At 73.4% G+C, this 21,888-nt stretch carries 25 protein-coding genes; 11 read left to right on the top strand and 14 right to left on the bottom strand.

Annotated elements, in window-relative coordinates; all coding sequences use genetic code 11:
* Positions 1-217: 217 nt before the first annotated feature.
* Complete coding sequence (locus AB0A94_RS19090; protein WP_361745696.1) at positions 218-1,435, top strand: MFS transporter; 1,218 nt, start codon at positions 218-220, stop codon at positions 1,433-1,435.
* Between the two features lie 509 nt (positions 1,436-1,944).
* Here AB0A94_RS19090 and AB0A94_RS19085 read toward each other — a convergent pair.
* The 3 genes from AB0A94_RS19085 to AB0A94_RS19075 are packed head-to-tail and all read right to left on the bottom strand — an operon-like array spanning position 1,945 to position 3,852.
* Positions 1,945-2,571 (bottom strand): YigZ family protein, encoded by a 627-nt coding sequence (locus AB0A94_RS19085; protein WP_361745694.1) that lies wholly within the window; start codon positions 2,569-2,571, stop codon positions 1,945-1,947.
* Between the two features lie 28 nt (positions 2,572-2,599).
* Positions 2,600-3,142, bottom strand: a complete 543-nt coding sequence (locus AB0A94_RS19080; RefSeq protein WP_361745693.1) for a histidine phosphatase family protein — start codon at positions 3,140-3,142, stop codon at positions 2,600-2,602.
* Positions 3,139-3,852 carry a hypothetical protein gene (locus tag AB0A94_RS19075; RefSeq protein WP_361745691.1) on the bottom strand — a complete coding sequence of 238 codons (714 nt, stop codon included), beginning with the start codon at positions 3,850-3,852 and terminating at the stop codon, positions 3,139-3,141. Before AB0A94_RS19075 ends, AB0A94_RS19080 begins: the two co-directional genes overlap by 4 nt.
* A gap of 203 nt (positions 3,853-4,055) precedes the next feature.
* On the opposite strand from AB0A94_RS19075, the gene AB0A94_RS19070 reads away from it, so the two are divergent.
* Positions 4,056-4,463, top strand: coding sequence for a CoA-binding protein (locus tag AB0A94_RS19070; RefSeq protein WP_361745689.1), 408 nt, complete (start codon positions 4,056-4,058; stop codon positions 4,461-4,463).
* Between the two features lie 39 nt (positions 4,464-4,502).
* The gene (locus tag AB0A94_RS19065; RefSeq protein WP_361745687.1) at positions 4,503-5,726 is read left to right on the top strand and encodes a 4-hydroxybenzoate 3-monooxygenase; all 1,224 of its coding nucleotides are present in this window, start codon (positions 4,503-4,505) and stop codon (positions 5,724-5,726) included.
* A 13-nt stretch (positions 5,727-5,739) separates the two neighbouring features.
* Here the strand turns inward: AB0A94_RS19065 and AB0A94_RS19060 are convergent, their stop codons facing one another.
* Positions 5,740-6,099, bottom strand: coding sequence for a metalloregulator ArsR/SmtB family transcription factor (locus AB0A94_RS19060; protein ID WP_361745685.1), 360 nt, complete (start codon positions 6,097-6,099; stop codon positions 5,740-5,742).
* Between the two features lie 61 nt (positions 6,100-6,160).
* On the opposite strand from AB0A94_RS19060, the gene AB0A94_RS19055 reads away from it, so the two are divergent.
* Positions 6,161-7,198 carry a cation diffusion facilitator family transporter gene (locus tag AB0A94_RS19055; protein WP_361745683.1) on the top strand — a complete coding sequence of 346 codons (1,038 nt, stop codon included), beginning with the start codon at positions 6,161-6,163 and terminating at the stop codon, positions 7,196-7,198.
* Between the two features lie 142 nt (positions 7,199-7,340).
* On the opposite strand, the gene AB0A94_RS19050 is transcribed toward AB0A94_RS19055, so the two are convergent.
* The 4 genes from AB0A94_RS19050 to AB0A94_RS19035 all read right to left on the bottom strand — a co-directional run bounded on the left by AB0A94_RS19050 (position 7,341) and on the right by AB0A94_RS19035 (position 10,315).
* On the bottom strand, positions 7,341-8,159 hold the full coding sequence (locus tag AB0A94_RS19050) for a siderophore-interacting protein (RefSeq protein WP_361745681.1): 819 nt from the start codon (positions 8,157-8,159) through the stop codon (positions 7,341-7,343).
* Positions 8,160-8,230: 71 nt separating this feature from the next.
* The gene (locus AB0A94_RS19045) at positions 8,231-8,788 is read right to left on the bottom strand and encodes a YbaK/EbsC family protein (protein ID WP_361745679.1); all 558 of its coding nucleotides are present in this window, start codon (positions 8,786-8,788) and stop codon (positions 8,231-8,233) included.
* Between the two features lie 23 nt (positions 8,789-8,811).
* Entirely contained in the window at positions 8,812-9,384 is a 573-nt protein-coding gene (locus tag AB0A94_RS19040) for an XRE family transcriptional regulator (protein WP_361745678.1), read from the bottom strand.
* Between the two features lie 133 nt (positions 9,385-9,517).
* On the bottom strand, positions 9,518-10,315 hold the full coding sequence (locus tag AB0A94_RS19035) for an acyltransferase (protein ID WP_361745880.1): 798 nt from the start codon (positions 10,313-10,315) through the stop codon (positions 9,518-9,520).
* A 115-nt stretch (positions 10,316-10,430) separates the two neighbouring features.
* Here AB0A94_RS19035 and AB0A94_RS19030 point away from each other — a divergent pair, with 115 nt between their 5' ends.
* Positions 10,431-10,961 carry a gamma carbonic anhydrase family protein gene (locus AB0A94_RS19030; RefSeq protein ID WP_361745676.1) on the top strand — a complete coding sequence of 177 codons (531 nt, stop codon included), beginning with the start codon at positions 10,431-10,433 and terminating at the stop codon, positions 10,959-10,961.
* A gap of 92 nt (positions 10,962-11,053) precedes the next feature.
* On the opposite strand, the gene AB0A94_RS19025 is transcribed toward AB0A94_RS19030, so the two are convergent.
* Together AB0A94_RS19025 and AB0A94_RS19020 are read right to left on the bottom strand one after the other, a co-directional pair.
* Positions 11,054-11,683 (bottom strand): DedA family protein, encoded by a 630-nt coding sequence (locus tag AB0A94_RS19025; protein WP_361745674.1) that lies wholly within the window; start codon positions 11,681-11,683, stop codon positions 11,054-11,056.
* 102 nt (positions 11,684-11,785) lie between these two features.
* Positions 11,786-12,223: a DUF4442 domain-containing protein gene (locus AB0A94_RS19020; protein WP_361745878.1), complete on the bottom strand. Its 438-nt coding sequence runs from the start codon at positions 12,221-12,223 to the stop codon at positions 11,786-11,788.
* A gap of 135 nt (positions 12,224-12,358) precedes the next feature.
* Here AB0A94_RS19020 and AB0A94_RS19015 point away from each other — a divergent pair, with 135 nt between their 5' ends.
* Positions 12,359-13,381, top strand: coding sequence for a hypothetical protein (locus AB0A94_RS19015; protein ID WP_361745672.1), 1,023 nt, complete (start codon positions 12,359-12,361; stop codon positions 13,379-13,381).
* 60 nt (positions 13,382-13,441) lie between these two features.
* Positions 13,442-14,743, top strand: coding sequence for an MFS transporter (locus tag AB0A94_RS19010; RefSeq protein WP_361745670.1), 1,302 nt, complete (start codon positions 13,442-13,444; stop codon positions 14,741-14,743).
* A gap of 56 nt (positions 14,744-14,799) precedes the next feature.
* Here AB0A94_RS19010 and AB0A94_RS19005 read toward each other — a convergent pair whose 3' ends face one another.
* The 3 genes from AB0A94_RS19005 to AB0A94_RS18995 all read right to left on the bottom strand — a co-directional run bounded on the left by AB0A94_RS19005 (position 14,800) and on the right by AB0A94_RS18995 (position 17,923).
* On the bottom strand, positions 14,800-15,645 hold the full coding sequence (locus tag AB0A94_RS19005; protein ID WP_361745669.1) for a fused MFS/spermidine synthase: 846 nt from the start codon (positions 15,643-15,645) through the stop codon (positions 14,800-14,802).
* Between the two features lie 73 nt (positions 15,646-15,718).
* Positions 15,719-16,888, bottom strand: a complete 1,170-nt coding sequence (gene tuf / locus AB0A94_RS19000; RefSeq protein ID WP_361745667.1) for an elongation factor Tu — start codon at positions 16,886-16,888, stop codon at positions 15,719-15,721.
* A 306-nt stretch (positions 16,889-17,194) separates the two neighbouring features.
* Complete coding sequence (locus AB0A94_RS18995; RefSeq protein WP_361745665.1) at positions 17,195-17,923, bottom strand: DNA alkylation repair protein; 729 nt, start codon at positions 17,921-17,923, stop codon at positions 17,195-17,197.
* A 49-nt stretch (positions 17,924-17,972) separates the two neighbouring features.
* Here AB0A94_RS18995 and AB0A94_RS18990 point away from each other — a divergent pair, with 49 nt between their 5' ends.
* Positions 17,973-18,746 carry a TVP38/TMEM64 family protein gene (locus AB0A94_RS18990; protein WP_361745663.1) on the top strand — a complete coding sequence of 258 codons (774 nt, stop codon included), beginning with the start codon at positions 17,973-17,975 and terminating at the stop codon, positions 18,744-18,746.
* Between the two features lie 16 nt (positions 18,747-18,762).
* Here AB0A94_RS18990 and AB0A94_RS18985 read toward each other — a convergent pair whose 3' ends face one another.
* Positions 18,763-19,932: a thiolase family protein gene (locus AB0A94_RS18985; RefSeq protein WP_361745661.1), complete on the bottom strand. Its 1,170-nt coding sequence runs from the start codon at positions 19,930-19,932 to the stop codon at positions 18,763-18,765.
* A gap of 115 nt (positions 19,933-20,047) precedes the next feature.
* Here AB0A94_RS18985 and AB0A94_RS18980 point away from each other — a divergent pair, with 115 nt between their 5' ends.
* The 3 genes from AB0A94_RS18980 to AB0A94_RS18970 all read left to right on the top strand — a co-directional run bounded on the left by AB0A94_RS18980 (position 20,048) and on the right by AB0A94_RS18970 (position 21,884).
* Positions 20,048-20,518, top strand: coding sequence for a helix-turn-helix domain-containing protein (locus AB0A94_RS18980; RefSeq protein WP_361745659.1), 471 nt, complete (start codon positions 20,048-20,050; stop codon positions 20,516-20,518).
* 173 nt (positions 20,519-20,691) lie between these two features.
* On the top strand, positions 20,692-21,567 hold the full coding sequence (locus tag AB0A94_RS18975; protein WP_361745657.1) for an undecaprenyl-diphosphate phosphatase: 876 nt from the start codon (positions 20,692-20,694) through the stop codon (positions 21,565-21,567).
* A 137-nt stretch (positions 21,568-21,704) separates the two neighbouring features.
* Positions 21,705-21,884, top strand: coding sequence for a hypothetical protein (locus tag AB0A94_RS18970; RefSeq protein ID WP_073934613.1), 180 nt, complete (start codon positions 21,705-21,707; stop codon positions 21,882-21,884).
* Positions 21,885-21,888: the final 4 nt, after the last annotated feature.

The following is a 21,888-nucleotide window of genomic DNA, read 5'->3' as shown; positions in this document are numbered from 1 at the left end:
CCGTCACACGGAGGAAGAAGCCGCCCTCCGGTACGCACACATACGCAACTCGGCTGAGTCTCGCGGGTCAAGAAGGCTCCACAGCGTGCCGCGGCTCCGGAGGCGCGCCGAGGGCGGAGTGGTGGTTGGCGTCGGGAACCTGCCAGAGAATGGCGCCCGTTCCTGCTGGACTGGAATTCACGCTCCGCTTTGTGAGGCCCGACTCAGGACGGAATCCATGTCCACAGCGACCACCACTTCTGCCCGTTCCCCCGTACCCCCGGACCGCTCGCCCCTGATCTCCTGGCTGGCCGTCATCTCGGTGATGCTGGGAATCTTCTCCATCGTCACCACCGAAATCCTCCCCATCGGCCTGCTCACCTCGATCGGAGCGAGCTTCACCGTCTCGGACGGAATGGCGGGTCTCATGATGACCATGCCGGGATTCCTCGCCGCGGTCTCAGCACCCCTCGTCACCGTCGCCACCGGCCGCATCGACCGCCGCACCATGCTCGCCGTCTTCATCCTCCTGCTCGCCCTGGCCAACTTCCTCGCCGCCGCGGCGTCCAGCTACTGGCTCGTCCTGGTCTCCCGCATCATGGTCGGCATCACCATCGGCGGCTTCTGGTCCATCGGGGCCGGACTCGCCGCCCAGCTCGTCCCCGCCGCATCCGTCGGCCGGGCCACCTCCGTCATCTTCTCCGCCGTCCCCCTCGGCTCCGTCCTCGGCGTCCCCCTGGGCACCTTCATCGGCGACACCGCCGGCTGGCGGACCGCCTTCCTCGTCATGGGCGGCTTCACCCTCGCCGTCCTCGCCCTGCTCCTCCTGGCCGTCCCGCCCCTCCCCGCCCACCAGGCCACCCGCCTCCACGTCCTCACCCACATGCTCCGCAACACCAACACCCGCTACGCCCTCGTGACGACCTTCCTCGTCGTCCTCGCCCACTTCGGCACCTACACCTACGTCACCCCCTTCCTCGAACAAGTCACCCGTGTCAGCAGCGGCCTCATCACCATCTACCTCCTCGTCTATGGAGCAGCCGGCATCGCCGGCAACTTCCTCGGCGGATCCACCGTGGGACGTCATCCCCGCGCCACCTTCGCCACAGCCGCCGTGCTCATCGCCGCAGCAACCCTCCTCCTACCAGTCCTGGGCAGGTCGGACGCCGGTGCCGTGGCGCTCCTGATCGTCTGGGGCATCGCCTACGGAGCCGTCCCCGTCTGCTCCCAGGCCTGGTTCTCCCAAGCCGCACCCGACTCCCCCGAAGCCTCCTCCGTCCTGTTCACCGCCTCCTTCCAGGCCACCATCTCCCTCGGAGCCCTCGTCGGAGGAGCCGTCCTCGACCGTTCCTCCCCCTCCACCGTCATGATCCTCGGCGGCCTCGCCGCCACCCTCATGGTCCTGGCAGCCTGGGCCCACCACGCGCGAAAGCACACATGGCCCCAGGCGACGTGAGCTCACCGCCCCGAGTGCGGCCGGTCTCCCCGGCACACCCTTGCGTTCGTCCCCTCGTCCGGTCGTGCCCGCCCCCGCAGTGACCGGCCCGGCGGAGGGAGCGGGAGATCCGTGACGACCTCCACCGCAGGCCGCTCCACGGCATCCCTCACGAGTTGGTGCGTGATGGCGGGTGAGGCGTGTCCGTCCTGTTCACGGCCGTTCTCAGGTCACGGCTCAGGCCCAGGTGGCCGTCGTCGAGCAGCACTTCGACCAGGTCGAAGTGGTGGAGGCAGCCGGTCCACGAACACCAACCGGCACCGGGCACCCGCACCCGGTGCACGTCTCCTCACCCCACCCCGCATCCGCAAGGCAGCTGCCCACGGACAGGCCGACTCCTCGGCCGGAGAAGCCAGATGTTCCGTCGGGATACCCGTGAACAACGGATGCGCCGACACTGCCCGATCGACCGTGCCCCTCACCGCAAGAGCGTGCCCGCCCGCTGTCACGCACCAACTCGTGAGGACCGGTCACGCGTCCCCGTACGCCTCCCCGCCCAGCTCGAACCCGGCCGTCCCGGCGGTCGCGTCGGCGAGCCACGCGCGGAAGGCGGGTACGTCGGCGTCCGGGAGGCCGATCTCGATCGTGACCTCCTCGCCGTAACGCACGTCCCGCACCTCGCGTCCGGTGGCGCGCAGGTCGTTCTGGACCTTGCCGGCACGCTGGTGGCCGACCGTCACGGTGGCCAGCCGGAAGCGGCGCCGGGTGATCGTGCCGAGGGTGTCCAGCGCCTCGCCGACGGCACCGCCGTACGCGCGGATGAGGCCGCCGGCGCCGAGCTTGACGCCGCCGTAGTAGCGGGTGACGACGGCGACGACGTACCGCATGTCGCGGCGGAGCAGCATCTGAAGCATGGGGACGCCGGCGGTGCCGCCGGGCTCCCCGTCGTCGCTGGCCTTCTGGGTGGAGGCGTCGGCGCCGATGACGTACGCCCAGCAGTTGTGGGTGGCGTCGGCGTGCTCCTTGCGGACGGCCGCGACGAAGTCCTGCGCCTCCTGCTCGGTGGCCGCCGGGGCGAGGGCGCACAGGAAGCGGGAGCGGTTGATCTCGGTCTCGTGCACGCCCGCGCGGGCGACGGTGCGGTACTCGTCCTGCATCCGGCCAGCCTATGCGTCCCCGCGCGGGCTACCGGCGCCCGCCCCGGGGCACGGTCAGCGACGTCAGGAGGGCGGCGCCGGGGGCGAGGTCCCGCCACGCGGCGCCGCGCCAGGACAGGACGGCGATCGCGGAGGTGGGGAACTTGGCGCGGACCCGGTCCAGGGTGTCGTCCAGGCCGTCGCCGGCCAGGGTCAGGACGAGGTCCTCCAGTCCCGGGTTGTGTCCGATCAGCAGCAGCGTCTCGACCTCGGCCGGGGTCTCGCGCACCACGTCCAGCAGCTCGGGCACGCCGGCGTGGTACAGGCGGGGGTCGTGGCGGACCGGCGGGGGCGTGCCCCACTGCGCGGCGACCAGCTCCCAGGTGCGGCGGGCCCGGACGGCGGTGGAGCACAGCGCGAGGCCCGGCAGGCAGTCGGCCTCGGCGAGCGCGCGTCCGGCGGCGGGGGCGTCCCTGCCGCCGCGCGGGGCGAGCGGACGCTCGTGGTCGGTGACGCCCTCCGGCCGGGCGGACTTGGCGTGGCGCAGGACGACCAGACGGCGCAGCGGTCCCGGCCCGGCACGCTCGATCACGCCGGGACTCCCAGGTCGCGGGTGAGGTCGAGGCCGAGCAGCCGGTCGGCGTAGGCGTACGTCTCGAAGCGGGCGCCGTCCGCCAGGTCGGGGTCCGTCTCCACCGCGCGGAGGACGCCCAGCACTCCGGCCGTGTCGAGATCGTCCTCCCACGCGGTGCGCAGACCGGCGCGCACCGCGTCGGGGACCGGCCGCGAGGGCCGCCGTGCCCAGTCGGCGACCGCACGGCGCCAGCGGTCGAGGGTCCCGGCGGCGTCGGCCAGGGCGGCCGGGCCGACCGTCACGGGCTCGCTCCTGGGGCGGGCGAGCAGGGTCAGGCGCAGGGCGGCGGGGTCGGCGCCGTCCGCCTCCCCGTGCACGGCGGCCACGGCGACGCGCACCCCGTCGGGTGCCGCGCCGCCCTCGCTCACCACGTGCAGCACCTGGGCCTCGCCCAGGCCGGTGCCGGTGTCCCCGCCGTCCTCGAAGGGCCGGACCCCGAGGGCCGCGCCCGCCGCGCGGAGTTCCGCCCGCTGCCGATCGCCGGTGAGCAGTGCCCAGACCGGCGTGCCGCCGAGTTCCAGGGCGCGTACGAGCAGGTCGGCGACGAGCAGCACACGCAGGTTCGTCGGGTCGGACCCCTGGGTGTGGGCCTCGACCCGGGTCAGGCCCCGCCGGGCGGGGGCGGCGTCCACGGGTTCGCCGGTTCGGGCGTCGGTGATGCGCAGCACGAGGCGAGCGTAGGCGCGTGAGCGGGCGTACGCAGGTATCCGGGCCGCTTTTCGGGGCGCCGTGTGCGGTTCCCGGCGCCGGACGGCCCGGTGGCCGGTACAGTCCGCCGGCCCCGGGGGGAACGAGTGGTGCCGGGAATCACCGTGCGCCCCGGTTCGTTGTGCGGAGCGACAGCCCTTTCACGACTCCCGGGAGGCCGACGGTGTACGGCGACGAGGCGACGGTCCGCAAGATCCTCACCGGACTCGGTGACACCTGGGCCGTGGTCGGCCTGTCGTCGAACCGGCAGCGCGCGGCGTACGGCGTGGCCCAGGTGCTCCAGCGGTTCGGCAAGCGCGTGGTGCCGGTGCACCCGAAGGCCGAGACCGTGCACGGCGAGCAGGGCTACGCCTCCCTCGCCGACATCCCCTTCGAGGTGGACGTCGTGGACGTGTTCGTCAACAGTGAGCTGGCCGGGGCCGTCGCGGACGAAGCGGTGGCCAAGGGCGCCGGGGCGGTGTGGTTCCAGCTCGGCGTCATCGACGAGGCGGCCTACGAGCGGACCCGCGCGGCGGGCCTGGAGATGGTGATGGACCGCTGCCCGGCGATCGAGATACCCCGGCTCGGCTAGGGCCCGTCCCGGGGGGCGCCGTGCCGCCATAATGGCGCGATGGATGAGAGCTCCTCCCACCTCGATTCCCCTCCCCCGCAACGCTTTCCGGTCGTCGTCGTGGGTGCCGGGCCCGCCGGGCTCACCGTGGGCAACATCCTGCGGGCGGCCGGCCTGGAGTGCCTGGTCCTGGAGACGGAGAGCCGGGAGTTCGTCGAACGGCGGCCGCGGGCCGGGGTGATCGAGGAGTGGGCGGTACGGGGCCTGGAGCGGCGAGGCCTCACGCGGAACCTGCTGGAGCGGGCCGAGCCGCACACCGCGTGCGAGTTCCGGTTCGGCGGGGAGCGGTACCGCTTCTCGTACCAGGAGCTGACGGGTCGCCACCACTGGGTGTATCCGCAGCCGTTGCTGGTGACCGACCTGGTGCGGGAGTACGCGGACGTGCGGGGCGGGGACATCCGGTTCGGCGTGCGCGACGTGCGGCTGCACGACCTGGACGGCGACCGTCCGTCGGTGTCGTACGTCTGCCCGGAGACCGGCCGGCGGGAGGTCGTCGCCTGCGACTTCGTCGCGGGCTGCGACGGGGCCCGCGGGGTGACCAGGGCCTCCCTCGCTCCGGAGCGGGCCCGGGTGGCACGGCACGACTACGGCATCGGCTGGCTGGCCCTGCTCGCCGAGGCGCCGCCGTCCGCCGACTGCGTCCTGTTCGGCTGCCATCCGGACGGCTTCGCCGGTCAGATGCCCCGGGGCCCCGAGGTGACCCGCTACTACCTGCAGTGCCCGCCCGGCGACGACCCGGACAACTGGCCGCACGAGCGCGTCTGGGCTCAGCTGCGGCGCCGGCTCGGGGCGGCCGGAGCGGCCCCGCCGGCCGAGGGTCGGCTGCTCGAGAAGCGCGTGCTGGACATGCACGACTACGTCACCGAGCCGATGGCGTCCGGCCGGCTCTTCCTGGCCGGGGACGCGGCACACGTGGTCGCGCCGATCGCCGCCAAGGGCATGAACCTCGCCCTGCACGACGCGTTCCTGCTCGGCGACGCGCTGGTCGCCCGTCTCACCGAAGGCGACGACAGCGGACTGGCCGGCTACTCCGCGGCCTGTCTGCGGCGCGTGTGGGACTACCAGGAGTTCTCGCAGTGGCTGTCCGAGCTGTACCACGGTGCCGCGGCGGGGGATCCGTTCCGTGCGGGCACCACGCTCGCGCGGCTGCGCCGCCTGTTCTCCTCCCCCGCCGCCGCTGCCGCCTTCGCCGAGCAGTACCTCGGCACGGCGGCCCGGTACTGAGGCCGCGGCCCCGTCAGTCGTGCGGCGGCCGGTCGCCGATCCGGTGGTCGGCCACGTTCAGCGCCTCGTCCACCAGCCGCCGCAGATGGCCGTCGCGCAGGGAGTAGATCACCCGGCGGCCCTCCTTGCGGGTGTCCACCAGACCCGCGAGCCGCAGCCGCGCCAGATGCTGGCTGACCGCGGGCCGGGCCGCGCCGCAGGCCTCGGTGAGTGTGGTGACATCGGCCTCGCCGCCGGTCAGGGCGTGCAGCAGGGCCAGCCGGGTGCGGTCGCCGAGCAGGGCGAGCAGCTCCGCCGCGAGCGCGTAGTGCTCCTCGCCGGGTGTGCGCGGGTGCTCATCGTGCGCAGGTGACAGGTGCATGCGTGCGCTCATACGCACATAATGGCGGGGTGGGCGCCGCCGCGTCCACCCCGCGCACCGGAAGGGGACGACCGTGAGCGACCGCCACCACCACAATGAGCACGAGCACCGCCGGGCTTCGCCGCTCCACCGCCTCGCCCATCTCCTCACCCCGCACTCCCACGAGACGACCGGCAAGCTCGACTCCGCGCTGGAGTCCTCGGCGAGGGGCGTGCGCGCCCTGTGGGTCTCCCTGGCGGTGCTGGGCGTGACGGCGCTGGCGCAGGCGGTCGTGGTGGCCGTGTCGGGCTCGGTGGCGCTGCTCGGCGACACGGTGCACAACGCCGCGGACGCGCTGACCGCCGTACCGCTGGGCATCGCCTTCGTCCTGGGGCGACGCGCCGCCACCCGCCGCTTCACCTACGGCTACGGGCGCGCGGAGGACCTGGCGGGCATCGCGATCGTGCTGACGATCGCCGCGTCCGCGGCCTTCGCCGGCTGGACGGCGTTCGGCCGGCTGCTGGACCCGCGTCCGGTCGAGCACGTCCCGGTGGTCGCCGTCGCGGCGCTGCTCGGGTTCGCGGGCAACGAGTGGGTGGCCCGGTACCGCATCCGGGTCGGGCGTGACATCGGCTCGGCCGCGCTGGTCGCCGACGGGCTGCACGCCCGTACGGACGGGTTCACCTCGCTGGCGGTGCTGCTGGGCGCCGGCGGCTCGGCCCTGGGATGGCGGTACGCCGACCCGGTGGTGGGGCTGGCGATCACGGCGGCGATCGTCCTGGTGCTGCGGGACGCCGCGCGGGAGGTGTTCCGGCGGGTGCTGGACGCCGTCGATCCGGCGCTGGTGGACCGGGCCGAGCGGGCCCTGGCCCGCGTGCCGGGGGTGCGCGGGGTGGGTGAGCTGCGGCTGCGCTGGATCGGCCATCGGCTGCGCGCCGAGGTGGCGGTCGTGGTGGACGGCGGGGCGACGGTGCGCGAGGCCCATCGTGTCGCCGTCGAGGCCGAGCACGCGCTGCTGCACGCCGTCCCCCGGCTGGCCTCGGCCCTGGTCCACGCCGATCCGGAGCCGGTGCCGGGCGAGGCGGATCCGCATCTCGCACTGGCCCATCACGCGGCACGCCGGACGCCCTGATCCCGGCGCCGACGGAGAGGACCCGGCCGCCCTCGCTCCGGCGGTGACCGCCGCACCCGCGCCGGCCTCCCGGGCCGTCACGCCCCGGGAGGCCGGCCGGGGGCGTGACGGCCCCGCGTCGCCGCGGGGCCGGACCGGCGCTTCAGGCCGCCTGGAGCACCTCGTGCTTCCAGAAGCCCGAGAAGGTGATCCTCTCCTTCGGCAGGCCGGCCCGGTGCAGGTGCCTGCGTCCCTCGGTGGCCAGCGTCGACTCGCCGACGACGAAGGCGTATCCCGCCGGGTCGGCGGAGCGGTGCCGCAGGAGTTCACCGAGCGCGGCGCTGCCCGGAACGGACGTGTCACCCTCGCGGAGCACCCAGGTCACGGTCACTCCGGGCGGAGCGTCGAGCTCGCGCCGGTCGCCCGCGGTGGGCACCTCCTGGATGAGCCGGCCCCTCGTCCCGCGCGGCAGGGACCGCATGATGCCCGAGGTGGCGGGCAGTCCCGTCTCGTCGGCCACGACCAGGACCTCCGAGGCGTCCGGCGGACAGTCGAACAGGACCCCCTGGTCGAGGACGGCGAGCGCGTCACCGGGCCGGGCACCGCAGGCCCAGATCGCCGCCCGGCCCTCGAGTTCGCCCGTCGGCCCGCGGTGCACGACGAAGTCGATGTCCATCTCCGCCGCCTCGGGGCGGAAGTCGGCCACGGTGTAGTTCGCGCAGTGCGGGCGCTCGTCCTCCGGTATCGCCAGATAGGGCTGCCACCAGCGGGATCCGGTGAAGTCCGGCAGCCGCAGCCGTTGCTGATGGGGCAACTGGAGGAACAGGCGGAACCAGTGGTCGTAACCCCGCCAAGGGAACTCGGCGAGGTCCGGCCCCGTGACGCACACGCGGTGCAGAGAAGGGGAGACACGCTCGGTGCGCACGACCTCGGCGCGGAACATCCTGGGATTCGTCGGCATCAGCCGGGGGGTCTTCGACACGAAAGAAGGCTAGCCTAAGCTAACTTCACTCGAACAGGGGCGGCCCCGTCTCGGTGCCCGGCCGGTGCCGGTCAGGCCACTCCCAGCCCCTCCAGCACGACCGCTCCGGGCAGCTCCGCGAACGCCTTGCCCGGCACCAGCAGCTTGCCGCGCCGCCGGCCGCTGCCGACGAGCACGTACGGCAGGTCCATGACGGCCGCGTCCACCAGCACCGGCCAGTCCCCGGGCAGTCCGATCGGCGTGATGCCGCCGTACTCCATGCCGGTCTCCCCCGTGGCCGTGTCCATCGGGGCGAAGGAGGCCTTGCGGGCACCGAGGTGACGCCGTACGACGCCGTTGACGTCGAGCCGGGTGGTGGACAGGACGACGCACGCGGCGAGCGTGGTCCCTCCGCCGCGCCTGCCCGCCACCACCACGCAGTTCGCCGACCGCTCCAGCAGGTCGCGGCCGTAGTGCTCGACGAAGACGGCGGTGTCCGCCCAGCGCGGATCGGTGTCGACGTAGAGCAGCTGGTCGGCGGGGACGCTGCCGCTCCAGGCGCGGACGGCGGCGGCGACCGGTGCGGTCAGCTCGTCGAGGCGGTCGGGGGCGGGGGTGGCGTGGTCGAAGTCTCCGATGGGTGCGCGCATGGCCGCACCGTAACAGGGGCTCCTCAACGCACGGGAGGCACCGAGACCGTCATGATCATCTCCATCGGGACATCGCCCTGATTGCCGTACGTGTGCGGCGTGTTGGCCTCGAAGGAGGCGCTGGCACCGGCCGGCACCCGGTGCTCCGCCCCGTCGACGGTGAGGGTCAGTTCCCCGGACGTGACGTGGACGAGTTCGACCGTGCCGGCGGGGTGCGGGTCGGAGTCGCTGCTCTCGCCCGGCATGAGCCGCCAGTCCCACATCTCCAGCGGGCCGGGCGCCTCGGTGCCGGCGAGCAGCCTGCTGTAGCTGCCGTCCTCGGTGTGCCAGAGCCGCACCGCCTGGTCGGCGGGGACGATCCGGACCCTCGGGCCCCGCTCGTAGTCGAGCAGGGTGGGGACGCTGACGCCGAGCGCGTCGCCGATCTTGACGACCGTGCCGATGCTCGGGTTGGTGCGGGCCTGTTCGATCTGGATGAGCATGCCGCGACTGACGCCGGCCCGGGCCGCGAGCGCGTCCAGCGTGAAGCCGCGCTCGGTGCGCCAGCGTTTGACGTTGCGCGCCAGGCACCGGGTCAGCAGGTCGAGGTCCGACACGTTCGTCCGTTCCGTCCAGCGGGTTGGGCGGCGACCGGGTCCCGGTGTCCGGCTGTCGCGGGACGGCCCCGATCGTCCACCGCACTGTACTGCGACCGGAATCGGCGCCGGCCACGACCGGGGTGAGGGCGGCTCAGCCCTCGGGTTCCAGCTCGGCGAGCCGGGTCACGCCCTCCTCGTCCAGTTCCGCGAGCCGCGCGGCGCTCTCCTCGTCCAGTTCCGCCAGCGCCCGCAACTGCTCCGGGGTGATGCCCTCCGGGATCGGTACGGGCGCCGGGGTGCGCAGCGGCGGCTGCCAGCCGTCGGCGGGGGTCCAGCGGCGTACGACACGGGCCGGGGCACCCGCGACCACGGCGTGGTCGGGCACCGTGCCCCGGACCACCGCGCCCGCGGCCACCACCGCGTTCCGCCCGATGCGCGCCCCCGGCAGGATCACCGCACCGGTGCCGATCCAGCAGCCGGGACCGATCTCCACCGGCTCCATCCGCGGCCACTGCTTGCCGATGGGCTCGTGCGGATCGTCGTAGGAGTGATTGGTGGAGGTGACGTAGACGTACGGCCCGAAGTAGCAGTCGCTGCCGATGGTGACCGTCGTGTCGGCGATGACATGGCTGCCGCGGCCCAGCACGACCCCGTCGCCGATGCGCAGGATCGGCTCGGGACCGAGGTCGAGACCGGGCATCAGTCCGGCGGTGAGGGTGACCTGCTCGCCGACGATGCAGTGCGCGCCGATCCGGATCCAGGGCTCGCCGAAGACCGTGCCGAGCGGGAAGGCGAGCCTGGTACCTGTTCCCATCGCCCCGAAGCGGAAGCGGCCGGGGTGCTCGGCGGTCACCGAACCCGTGCGCTGCGCCCAGGCCCAGCCCGCGTGGACCGCGCGCTGAGCGAGGCGGCGCGGCCAGGACGAGAACGTGTTCTTGCGCTTCGGCACCCGCTCACCGTAGTCGGCGGGCGGCTCGCCCACGGGCCGGCGACCCTGTGATCTTCACCCCACCGGGTTGGCGTACGGTGCGTGGTGTCCACGACGTCGGTGAAGGGAGAGGGCGATGACGCACCGCGCGCTGATCACGGGTGTCGGAGGCAGGGAGCCGAAGGTGGACCGGGAGGCCTTCGTGGCACCCACGGCCTCGGTGATCGGGGACGTGACGCTGCACGCGGGCGCGAGCGTCTGGTACGGGGCGGTGCTCCGCGGTGACGTGGAGCGGATCTCCGTCGGGGCGGACAGCAACGTGCAGGACAACTGCACGTTGCACGCCGATCCGGGGTTCCCGGTCAGCGTGGGCGAGCGGGTTTCCGTCGGGCACAACGCCGTGGTGCACGGGGCGACCGTCGAGGACGACTGTCTGATCGGGATGGGGGCGACCGTGCTCAACGGCGCCGTGATCGGCGCCGGGTCTCTTGTCGCCGCGCAGGCGTTGGTGCCGCAGGGGATGCGGGTGCCGCCGGGGTCGCTGGTCGCGGGGGTGCCGGCGAAGGTGCGGCGGGAGCTCAGCGTGGAGGAGCGGGAAGGGCTCACGCTCAACGGCACGATGTATGCGGAGTTGGCCGAGGTTCACCGGGAGGAGCACGGGGCCTAGGGTCGCAGGCGGTCTGCGGGCCGTGGGGGTTTCCCGCGCCCACGCGACGGAGCCGCGGAACGACACGGCCCCGCGCCCCTGAGGGGCGCGTCTCAGTCGCCGGCGACGACCGGCTCGGGGACTGCCTTCCTCGCCTTGCGCTTCAGCACCAGCATCGATGTCACGCCGATCAGTACCGCCAGCACCAGGCCCAGCCACGAGAAGCGCTTCAGCCAGGACTCGGCGACGATGCCGACGTAGTAGATGACGGCGGTGGTGCCGCCCGCCCAGACGATGCCGCCGAGGACGTTGGCGATCAGGAACTTCCAGTACGGCATCCGCAGCACACCCGCGAGCGGGCCGGCGAAGATGCGCAGCAGGGCCACGAAGCGGCCGAAGAAGACGGCCCACATGCCCCACTTCTGGAAGAACCGCTCGGCGGTCGCGATGTGCCCCTCGCCGAAGTGGCGGGGGAACCTGGCGCCCAGCCAGGCCAGCAGCGGCCGTCCGCCCTTGCGGCCGATGGCGTAGCCGATCGAGTCGCCGACGATCGCGCCGGCGGTGGCGCAGGCGCCGAGGACCACCGGGTCGATGTCGCCGTGCTGGGAGGCGAGCAGCGCGGAGGAGACCAGGATGATCTCGCCCGGCAGCGGGATGCCCAGGCTCTCCAGTCCGATGACCAGCCCCACCAGGGCGTACACGGCGACCGCGGGCACGGTCTCGAGCCACTCCTGCACGTGCAACGCCCCGTCCTCCCGGTCCGCCGTTCGTGCGCCCGGGTCCCGGCGCACGAACGGGAAGCCTACCGGGCCGTGCCGTCTCCCGGTCGGCCGCGGAGCCGGTGGTCAGCCGCCCGGACGCAGGGTCCAGACGACGGTCATCTCGCCGGTGACGGCGCCGTCCTCGCGGCGGATGACGACCGGGACCGGGAACTCGGGGCGCACGCCCCCGTCGAGTTCGGCGACGACCTCGGCGGCCGGGCGGCCGAGGGTCGCGGTGGCGGTGACCGGGCCCATCGCCAGCTTCTTGTAGGCGATCTCGGCGCGGACGGCCAGCGGCACGGCCCGTGCGAGCTGGTCCCCGAACGCGGCGAGCACGATCGCGCCGCTCGCCGACTCACCGAGGGTGAACATCGCGCCGGCGTGCGGCCCGCCCACGTGGTTGTGGTAGTCGGCCTGGTCCGGCAGGGCCACCACGGCCCGCTCGGGTGTGGTCTCCAGGAACCGGAGGTCGAGGGTCCGGGCCATGGGCACCGTGGCGGCGAGCATCTCGCCGATGGACATCTGGTCTGCGCTCATGAGCGGCAGGTTACCCGCGAGTAGCCTCAAGTCGCCATGCCGTGCGGCACCCGGTTCGCTACGTCCTCGTCAAAGGGCGGTGACCCAATCGTGTCCCTGGCGCGGCTAGGGTTGCTGCCCATGTGGCCAGGACAGCAGCCGCCCGGGGGCGAGCAGAACCCGCAGTCGGACAACCCGTACCAGCAGCCGGGGTACCAGCCGGGGTACCAACAGCCGAATCCGTACCAGCAGCCCGGCTATCAGCAGCCGAACCCGTACCAGCAGCAGCCGGGGTGGGGCGCGCAGACCGTGGTGGGCGGCCCGCGGCCGCCGCAGGACGGGGGCGGCGGGAACCGGACGAAGCTGGTGGCGATCGTGGCGGCGACGGCCGTGGTCGTGGCCGCCGGTGTCACCGGGTTCCTGGTGCTCGGCGGCGACAAGGACGACGAGGCCGGCGGCAAGAAGGACGCCAAGCCGACCGCGACCGTGTCCAAGGACACCTCCGCCGAACCGAGCGCCTCCGCCTCGGACGACAACCCGCGCGGCGGCGAGGAGGAGAAGGCGACCGTTCCGGGCTGGCAGGTCGTCGTCAACGCCCGCTTCGGCACCGAGTTCGACGTCCCGGCCGACTGGGAGATCGAGACGCCCGGCACCAGCGTGGGCTTCGAGTGGGAGGAGAAGGACGGTGAGCTGAGCAGCACCACCGTCAACGCCCCCGCGTATCTGAAGTCCAAGTGGTGCACGAGCGACACCAACAAGGACGGTCGCGAGGAGGACACCGCCCTCGCCACCGCCGGAACCCGCGGTGAGAACGGCGCCAAGACCACGCAGGAGGCGGCCGAGACCCGGGTCCCGTGGTGGATCTACGGCGGGTACACACAGCCCGACAAGAAGAGCCTCACGTACGAGAAGCCGAAGGCGTACACCACGGCGTCGGGCATCGAGGGCCACGTCGCCACGGCGCGCTCGGAGAACACGCCGCAGAACGGCAAGTGCGACAGCGACGGCAAGGCGATCACCTTCGCCTTCAAGAACGGCGCCGGGGACTTCGTCACCTGGAACCTGTACGGCGCCAGGGGCGTCAAGGACGAGATCCCGGAGGCGACCGTGCAGAAGATCCTCAGCACGGTGCGCCTCACCGAGGAAGCGCCGACGGAGTCCTAGCAGGTCCGGGGGCCGGCATCCCATTTGGCAAGTCGGCCCCGGCCCGGCGATAGTCACGGGGTGCCGACCACCGCATCCCGCCGCCGTCCCGCCTGGACCGGCCGCAACCACTCCCTGCTGACCGCCGCCGCCGTGGTGACCAACCTGGGCAGTCACGGCGCGCTGATCGCCGCCGCGTTCGCCGTGCTGGAGGCGGGCGGCGACGGCGGCGACGTGGGTCTGGTGGCCGCCGCCCGCACCCTGCCGCTGGTGCTGTTCCTGCTGATCGGTGGTGCCGTCGCGGACCGGCTGCCGCGCCACCGGGTGATGGTCGCGGCCAACGCCCTGAACTGTGTCTCGCAGGCCGCTTTCGCGGCGCTCGTCCTGGCGGGCGAGGCACAGCTGTGGCAGATGATGCTGCTCAGCGCGCTCGGCGGTACCGGTCACGCGTTCTTCAGCCCGGCCGCCGAGGGCATGCTGCTGTCCTCGGTCGAGGGCGAGCAGGCCGGCCGGGCGTTCGCGGTGTTCCGGATGGCGATGCACGGAGCGACGCTCGGCGGCGCCGCGCTGGGCGGGGCCATGGTCGCCGCGATCGGGCCGGGCTGGGTGCTGGCGGCGGACGCGGCGGCCTTCGCGGTCGCGGCGGCGCTGCGGGCGTTCCTCGACGTGAGGCACATACCGCCGCGCGCCCCCGGCGGCGGCATGCTCACCGATCTGAAGGAGGGCTGGCGGGAGTTCACCGGCCGGCCCTGGCTGTGGGGCATCGTCGTCCAGTTCTCCGTCGCCAACGCGGTCGTCGGCGCGGCCGACGCGGTCTACGGGCCGCTCGTCGCCCGGGACCATCTGGGCGGCGCCGGTCCGTGGGGCGTGGCGCTGGCGTTCTTCGGCGGGGGCACGGTGGTGGGCGCGCTGCTGATGACCCGCTGGCAGCCGCGCCGTCTGCTGTTCGCCGGCACCCTGTGCGTGTTCCCGCTGGCCCTGCCGTCCGCCGCGCTCGCCGTGCCGGCGCCGGCCGCCGTGCTGTGCGCGGTGATGTTCGTGACCGGCGTGTCGCTGGAGGTGTTCGGCGTCTCCTGGATGACCGCGCTGCACCAGGAGATACCGGAGGAGAAGCTGTCCCGGGTCTCGGCGTACGACTGGTTCGGCTCGGTCGCGCTGGTGCCGGCGGCGATGGCCCTGGCGGGCCCGGCGGAGACGGCGTTCGGCCGCCCGGAGGCGTTGTGGGGGTGCGCGGCGCTGGTCGTGGTCGTCACGGCGGCGGTGCTGTGCGTTCCGGACGTCCGCAATCTCCGCCGCCGGACCCGCCAGGTCACCGGCGCGTCCGTCGCACCGGCCGATGCCGGACGTCCCCTCGGGGAACTCGGGAGATCGCCGCAGGACTGAACCGCGGTCCGCGCCGCCGGACCCGCCACGCCGGCGGTACCGGCCCGGACGGTGCGTCAGCCGATGCCGAACGCCCCTGCGGGGGGCTCGGGTGACGGTACGGCGTCCTCGTCCCGCACCGGGAGCGCGCCGCGGACGAAGTCCCGCAGCGCGGCCCCGTGTTCCACCCGGGCCGGGAAGGCGTCGGCGGCGGTGGCGCGGGACAGGGCGGCGATGTCCAGGGGCCGGTGGGCGGCGGCCAGGACCGCGTTGCCGAAGCGGCGGCCGCGCAGCACTCCCGGCTCGGCGATCAGCGCCAGCTCCTCGAACCGCGTGCCCAGGGTGGCGATCTGGGAGCGGAGGAAGGCGAACGGGGCCGCGTCCGCGAGATTGGCGAGATAGACCCCGCCGGGCCGCAGGACGCGCGCGGCCTCCTGTGCGTAGGCGGCGGAGGTCAGGTGTGCCGGGACCCGCGAGCCGCCGAAGACGTCGGCGACCAGGACGTCCGCGCTGTCGTCGGGGGCCGTCTCCAGCCAGGCGCGGGCGTCCGCCGCGTGCAGGGTGACATCGGCGCCGGCGGGGAGGGGCAGGTGCTCGGCGACCAGCTCCAGCAGTCCCCGGTCGAACTCCACGACGTGTTGCCGGGAACCGGGGCGGGTGGCGGCCAGGTAGCGGGGCAAGGTGAGCGCCCCGCCGCCGAGGTGCAGCGCGTCCAGCGGGCGCCCCGGTTCCGCCACGGTGTCGAGGACGTGCCCGAGCCGCCGGGCGTACTCGAACTCCAGGTGCGCCGGCTCGTCCAGGTCGACGTACGACTGCGGCGCACCGTCGACGGTGAGCAGCCAGGCCCGCTGCCGGTCCACGTCGGGCATCAGCTTGGCGGTGCCGTGATCGACGACGCGGGTCACGGGGATGGGCTCGCTCACCGTCCCATTGTGTGCCGTCGTCCGCACGGACGGCCGACCGCCCCCTGTCCGGGGGCGGGCGGCCGTCCGCCGCTCAGCCGACCGCCGTCACCGTGCCGGCGCCGACCGTGCGGCCGCCCTCGCGGACGGCGAAGCCGAGCCCGGGCTCCAGGGGCACGTCCCGTCCCAGCTCCACGGTCATGGTGACCGTGTCCCCGGGCCGCGCCACCGCCGCCTCGCCGAGGTCGACGTCGCCCACGACGTCCGCCGTGCGGATGTAGAACTGCGGCCGGTACCCGGTCGACACCGGTGTCGTACGGCCGCCCTCGCGGGCCGACAGCACGTACACCTGCGCGGTGAAGCGCCGGCTCGGCACCACGCTGCCCGGCGCGGCCACCACGTGCCCGCGCCGCACCGCGTCGCGCGGCACCCCGCGCAGCAGCAGCGCCACGTTGTCGCCGGCCTGCGCCTCCTCCATGGGCTTGCCGAAGGTCTCCAGGCCGGTCACCACGGTCTCCACCCCGGCGCCGAGCACCTCGACCCGGTCGCCGACGCGGACCGTGCCGCGCTCCACCGCGCCGGTCACGACGGTGCCCCGGCCGGTGATGGTGAGCACGTTCTCCACCGGCAGCAGGAACGGCGCGTCCAGGTACCGCTCGGGCATGGGCACGTACGTGTCCACCGCGTCGAGCAGCGCCTCGACCGACGCCGTCCAGCGCGGGTCGCCCTCCAGCGCCTTCAGCCCGGAGACCCGTACGACGGGCGCGGACTCGCCGCCGTAGCCGTGCGCGGAGAGCAGGTCGCGGACCTCCAGCTCGACCAGGTCGGTCAGCTCGTCGTCGCCCGCGTCGGCCTTGTTGATCGCCACGACGATGTGGTCCACGCCCACCTGGCGGGCGAGCAGCACGTGTTCGGCGGTCTGCGGCATGATCCCGTCGAGCGCGGAGACGACGAGGATCGCCCCGTCGAGCTGCGCGGCGCCGGTGACCATGTTCTTGACGTAGTCGGCGTGGCCGGGCATGTCGACGTGGGCGTAGTGCCGGGTGTCGGTCTCGTACTCGACGTGCGCGATGTTGATGGTGATGCCGCGGGCGGCCTCCTCCGGCGCCCGGTCGATGCGGTCGAACGGGACGAAGCTGCCGGAGCCGCGCTCGGCGAGGACCTTGGTGATGGCGGCGGTCAGGGTGGTCTTGCCGTGGTCGACATGGCCCATCGTGCCGATGTTCAGATGCGGTTTGGTGCGGACGTACGCCGTCTTGGACATGGCGGTACCTCGAAGCCTCTCGGTGGTGACGCGTGACGGCCCCGGACGCGGCGGATCGGCGCGCGACCGGGACGGGGACCCCAGGAACCTGGCCGACCCTCCCCCTGGGGGGTCCGCCGGACGATCCGGGGAGGGTCAGCTTCGGGCGCCGTCGACGGCGGCGAGGAGAGCGGGAACGGCAGCCTTCGGGGCATCCGCGACCGCGGATGCTGCGAGGTGGAAGGCGTACCGGAACATGGTGTCGATCCTCGCCGACGACCCGCCCCGCGTCGAATGGTTTTCCGCGGAGGTGCCGGAGCCGGGCGGCTACGCGCCGATGTTCCTCAGCGCCTCCCGCACCGACAGCGGCGCGAACCGTCCCTGTTCGCGCGCCAGGAAGGCCCGTACGGCGTCGGGGTCGGTCCTGGCGTACTCGCGCAGGCACCAGCCGATGGCCTTGCGGATGAAGAAGTCCTGGTGGCCGGAGCGGCGCAGGCAGTGGTCGAAGAGGCGCGCGGTGTCGGTGCGCTCCTTGTGGCGCAGCTGGTGGAGCAGGGCGGTGCGGACGAGCCACAGGTCGCCGTCGTCGATCCACTCGTCCATCTCGGCGGCGAGGCTCCGGTCGGCGGCGACCAGGGCCCCGACGACGTGCGCGGCGAGCAGGTCGACGGTGTCCCACCACGGGACCGTGGTGACGAGGTGCCGGGCGACGGGCAGGAAGCCGGAGGAGCAGTGCCGCACGTGGCGGCGCAGGTAGTCCACGGCGAAGTACTGGTACTCGCGCTCGGGCAGCTCCCAGCAGCGCAGGGCGACGGCCGCGCAGTCGGCCTCGCCGGGGCGGGGCAGCCCCTCCACGACGGTGCGGGACAGGGCGCGGCGGACCGGGGCGGCCAGGCCGAGGAAGGGGGCGACGTCCTTCATGTAGGCGCGCATCACCACGGCCCGTTCCGGGTCGGCCGCCGGCGCGTACGTGGCGGTGAGCCGCTCCAGCACCGTGTCGGCGAGCGGACTGTCCGGCACGCGCGGTGCCGCCGTACCGCCGTCTGTGACGCGCATGAGACGAACACTACGGCGATCACACACATATGTCGGTTAGTGTCACCGGATGCTCGATGCCACCACCCGCTCTGGGGGCACCGCCACGGCCTCTCCCCGGGCCACCGCCACGGACCTCGCGGTACCGCTCCCGCCGGCCCCTGCCACGGGATTCGCCGCCCGCTGCGGCAGATTCCTGCTGTCGCCGTGGTCACGGCTGTCCCTGCTGGTCGCCCTGCTCCTCACCGCCGCGTCGCTGATGCTGGCCTTCGAGCCGCAGCGGCTGCTGACCGACGGCTGGCCGGACCGGCTCGGCGGGGCCGCGGCGGTCGTGGCGTACGCGGTGCTCTACGGGGTGTGCACGGTGGCGTTCATGCCGCGCCCGCTGCTGAACCTCGCCGCGGGCGCGCTGTTCGGCTCCCAGCTCGGCCTGGCCGCGGCGCTGGGCGGCACGGTGCTGGGCGCCGGGCTGGCCTTCTGCCTGGGGCGGGCGCTCGGCCAGGAGGCGCTCCGTCCGCTGCTGCGCGGACGCTGGCTGAAGGCCGTGGACGACCAGCTGAGCCGGCACGGCTTCCGCTCGATGCTGGCGGCCCGGCTGTTCCCGGGCATCCCGTTCGCCGCCTCCAACTACTGCGCCGCCGTCTCCCGTATGGGCCTGCTGCCGTTCCTGCTGGCGACGGCGCTCGGCTCGGTCCCGAACACCGCCGCCTACGTGGTGGCCGGCGCCCGCGCGTCGACGCCGACGTCCCCGGCCTTCCTGATCGCGCTGGCCTGCATCGCCGTACCGGGTCTGGCGGGCGCGGTGGTGGCGTGGCGCAAGCGGCACCGGCTGCGCGGGCGGTGAGCCGGCCGGCGGGGCGTCAGACGCGTTCGAGCACCATGGCGTTGGCGAGGCCGCCGGCCTCGCACATGGTCTGCAGGGCGTAGCGGGCGCCGCGTTCGCGCATCGCGTGGACCAGGGTCGTCGTCAGCCGGGTGCCGCTGGCGCCGAGCGGATGGCCGAGGGCTATGGCGCCGCCGTGCACGTTGACCCTGGACAGGTCGGCGCCGGTCTCCTGCTGCCAGGCCAGGACCACACTGGCGAACGCCTCGTTGACCTCGAACAGGTCGATGTCGCCGAGCGACAGGGAGGCGCGGCGCAGCACCTTCTCGGTGGCCGGGACGACACCGGTGAGCATCAGCAGCGGGTCGGATCCGGTGACGGCGAAGCTGTGCAGCCTGGCGAGGGGGCGCAGGCCGAGGCGGGCGGCGGTCTCGCTCGAGGTGATGAGCACGGCGGAGGCGCCGTCGTTGACCGGGCTGGCGTTGCCCGCGGTGACGTTCCACTCGATCTGCGGGAAGCGCTCGGCGAAGACCGGGTCGTGGTAGGCGGACCGCAGGCCGGCCAGGGTCTCGGTGGTGCTGTCCGGCCGTACGCACTCGTCGCGGGTGACGCCGTCCAGGGGGGCGGTCTCGGCGTCGAACAGTCCGGCGTCCCAGGCCGCGGCGGCCTTGCGGTGCGAGGAGACGGCGAAGGTGTCCATCTGCTCGCGGGTGAGCGACCACTTGGCGGCGATCAGCTCGGCGCTGATGCCCTGCGGGACGAGCCCCTCCGGGTAGCGCCCGGCGACTCCGGGGCCGAAGGGGTCCTGGCCGGCGGGCACGTTGGACCACATCGGCACCCGGCTCATGGACTCCACGCCGCAGGCGACGACGAGGTCGTACGCGCCGGAGATGACGCCCTGCGCCGCGAAGTGCACGGCCTGCTGGGAGGAGCCGCACTGGCGGTCCACGGTGGTGGCCGGGACGGACTCCGGCAGGCCGGCGGAGAGGACGGCGTAGCGGGTGGTGTTCATGGCCTGCTCGCCGACCTGGTCGACGGTGCCGCCGATGACGTCGTCGATCAGCGCGGGGTCCACGCCGGAGCGTTCGACGAGGGTGCGCAGGGTGTGGGCGAGGAGCTCGACGGGGTGGACGTGGGCGAGGGCGCCCCGCGGCTTGCCCTTGCCGATGGGGGTGCGTACGGCTTCGACGACTACGGCGTCACGCATGGTGCGGGCCTCCTTGGCCGGGACCGGTTCAGGGCGACGTACCAGTGAGTAGGAAATCCGAACTCACCATAGCCCTTCGAGTTGGAAAAACAAACCCTCCCCTAGACTCGGCCGTATGGCCGCCTCCAAAGACCCGCGCCCCTGTTCGATCGCCGACACGCTCGCCCTGGTCGGCGAGAAGTACTCCCTGCTCGTCCTGCGCGAGGTGTGCCTCGGCAACGGCCGTTTCGACCAACTGGTGCGCAACATCGGCGCTCCGCGCGACGTCCTGGCCACCCGGCTGCGGCGCCTGGTCGACGCCGGGATCCTCGCCAAGCACCCCTACAGCGAGCGCCCGCAGCGCTTCGAGTACCGGCCCACCCCGGCGGGGCTGGAGCTGGAGCCCGTTCTGCTGACCCTCAAGGAGTGGGGCGACCGCCACCTGCACCAGGACGGCGACCTGCCCATGGTGCTCGAGCACGTCTGCGGCAACGAGTTCGTCCCGGTCGTCACCTGCCGGGCCTGCGGCGACGAGGTGCGTCACGAGGACCTGACCTCGCATCCGCAGGCGCCGGGTTGGACGGTGGGCGGCCCGACGACGGCCTGAGCCGCCGCTTCCCGCCGAGGGCGCGCGGCCGTGAAGCCCCTGTGTCGGAGCTGTCATCTTGGGGCGCTACGCTTCCCCCTCGGCGCACCTGATCATCGATCACCGCCCACGGCGGTGCGGTGCGGTGCGCTCCGTCGCCCGTCCCACGATCGGCACTTGGACTTCGCTACCTCATGTCTTGGTTCGAATCACTCATCCTCGGACTCGTCCAGGGGCTGACCGAGTTCCTGCCCGTCTCCTCCAGCGCGCACCTGCGGCTGACCGCGGCCTTCTCCGGCTGGGAGGACCCGGGCGCGGCCTTCACCGCGATCACCCAGATCGGCACGGAGACCGCGGTCCTGATCTACTTCCGCAAGGACATCGGGCGGATCCTGTCGGCCTGGACCCGCTCGCTGACGAACAAGGAGATGCGCCGCGACCAGGACGCGCGCATGGGCTGGCTCGTCATCGTGGGCTCCATCCCGATCGGTGTGCTCGGGGTGACGCTCAAGGACCAGATCGAGGGTCCGTTCCGTGACCTGCGGCTCACCGCGGCGATGCTGATCGGCATGGGCATCGTGCTCGGCGTCGCCGACCGTCTCGCAGCGCGGGACGAGAGCGGCGGCCGGCACCGCGTGGCCAAGCCGCGCAAGGAGCTCGGGGACCTGACCGTCAAGGACGGCCTGATCTACGGCGTCTGCCAGGCCATGGCCCTCATCCCGGGCGTCTCCCGTTCCGGCGCCACCATCAGCGGCGGTCTGTTCATGGGCTACCGGCGCGAGGCCGCGGCCCGCTACTCCTTCCTGCTCGCCATCCCCGCGGTGCTGGCCTCCGGCCTCTTCGAGCTGAAGGACGCGGCGGAGGGCGGGCACGTCTCCTGGGGCCCGACGCTCTTCGCGACGGTCATCGCCTTCGCGGTCGGGTACGCGGTGATCGCCTGGTTCATGAAGTTCATCTCGACCAAGAGCTTCATGCCGTTCGTCTGGTACCGCATCGCGCTCGGCATCGTCATCATCGTGCTGGTCGCCACGGGCGCCCTCAGCCCGCACGCGGCGGAGTCGGCGGGCTGAGTCCCGGCCTGAACGCGGCCCCGGGGCGGAAACGCGGCCCCGGGGAGGGAACGTGACCCGGGCACGTGACCGAAGACATACGGTGCGCGTAGCCGTCCGGTAGCGCACTGTCAGTCCCTGGCCCTAGGCTTGTCCGCATGTCCCCCGATTTAGTGACCCCTGGTTCCGTGCGGTCCGCCGCCGAGGTCAACGAGCAGATCCGCGCGCTGTGGCTGCGCGCGGGCGGTTCCCTGTCCGCCCAGGAGCGCGAACAGTACGAACTGCTGGTGGTCGAGTGGGCGGCGGCGATCCGCGGCCGCGTCGTCAAGGCGGCCTGACCCT

The sequence above is a fragment of the Streptomyces sp. NPDC044984 genome (genome assembly GCF_040646935.1).
In the GTDB taxonomy this organism is placed as follows: Bacteria; Actinomycetota; Actinomycetes; order Streptomycetales; family Streptomycetaceae; genus Streptomyces.
The sequence above is the reverse complement of the archived record's forward strand: the minus strand, read 5'-3'. Positions and strand labels throughout refer to the sequence as shown.

Coding starts and splice junctions, on each gene's coding strand:
- AB0A94_RS19060 (WP_361745685.1), bottom strand. CDS start 6,099: ATGAGCGCACGCATGCACCTGTCACCTGCGCACGATGAGCACCCGCGC.
- AB0A94_RS19065 (WP_361745687.1), top strand. CDS start 4,503: ATGGATGAGAGCTCCTCCCACCTCGATTCCCCTCCCCCGCAACGCTTT.
- tuf (WP_361745667.1), bottom strand. CDS start 16,888: ATGTCCAAGACGGCGTACGTCCGCACCAAACCGCATCTGAACATCGGC.
- AB0A94_RS18970 (WP_073934613.1), top strand. CDS start 21,705: ATGTCCCCCGATTTAGTGACCCCTGGTTCCGTGCGGTCCGCCGCCGAG.
- AB0A94_RS18985 (WP_361745661.1), bottom strand. CDS start 19,932: ATGCGTGACGCCGTAGTCGTCGAAGCCGTACGCACCCCCATCGGCAAG.
- AB0A94_RS19085 (WP_361745694.1), bottom strand. CDS start 2,571: ATGCAGGACGAGTACCGCACCGTCGCCCGCGCGGGCGTGCACGAGACC.
- AB0A94_RS19020 (WP_361745878.1), bottom strand. CDS start 12,223: ATGTCCATCGGCGAGATGCTCGCCGCCACGGTGCCCATGGCCCGGACC.
- AB0A94_RS18995 (WP_361745665.1), bottom strand. CDS start 17,923: ATGCGCGTCACAGACGGCGGTACGGCGGCACCGCGCGTGCCGGACAGT.
- AB0A94_RS18975 (WP_361745657.1), top strand. CDS start 20,692: ATGTCTTGGTTCGAATCACTCATCCTCGGACTCGTCCAGGGGCTGACC.
- AB0A94_RS19090 (WP_361745696.1), top strand. CDS start 218: ATGTCCACAGCGACCACCACTTCTGCCCGTTCCCCCGTACCCCCGGAC.
- AB0A94_RS19015 (WP_361745672.1), top strand. CDS start 12,359: ATGTGGCCAGGACAGCAGCCGCCCGGGGGCGAGCAGAACCCGCAGTCG.
- AB0A94_RS19030 (WP_361745676.1), top strand. CDS start 10,431: ATGACGCACCGCGCGCTGATCACGGGTGTCGGAGGCAGGGAGCCGAAG.
- AB0A94_RS18990 (WP_361745663.1), top strand. CDS start 17,973: ATGCTCGATGCCACCACCCGCTCTGGGGGCACCGCCACGGCCTCTCCC.
- AB0A94_RS18980 (WP_361745659.1), top strand. CDS start 20,048: ATGGCCGCCTCCAAAGACCCGCGCCCCTGTTCGATCGCCGACACGCTC.
- AB0A94_RS19045 (WP_361745679.1), bottom strand. CDS start 8,788: ATGCGCGCACCCATCGGAGACTTCGACCACGCCACCCCCGCCCCCGAC.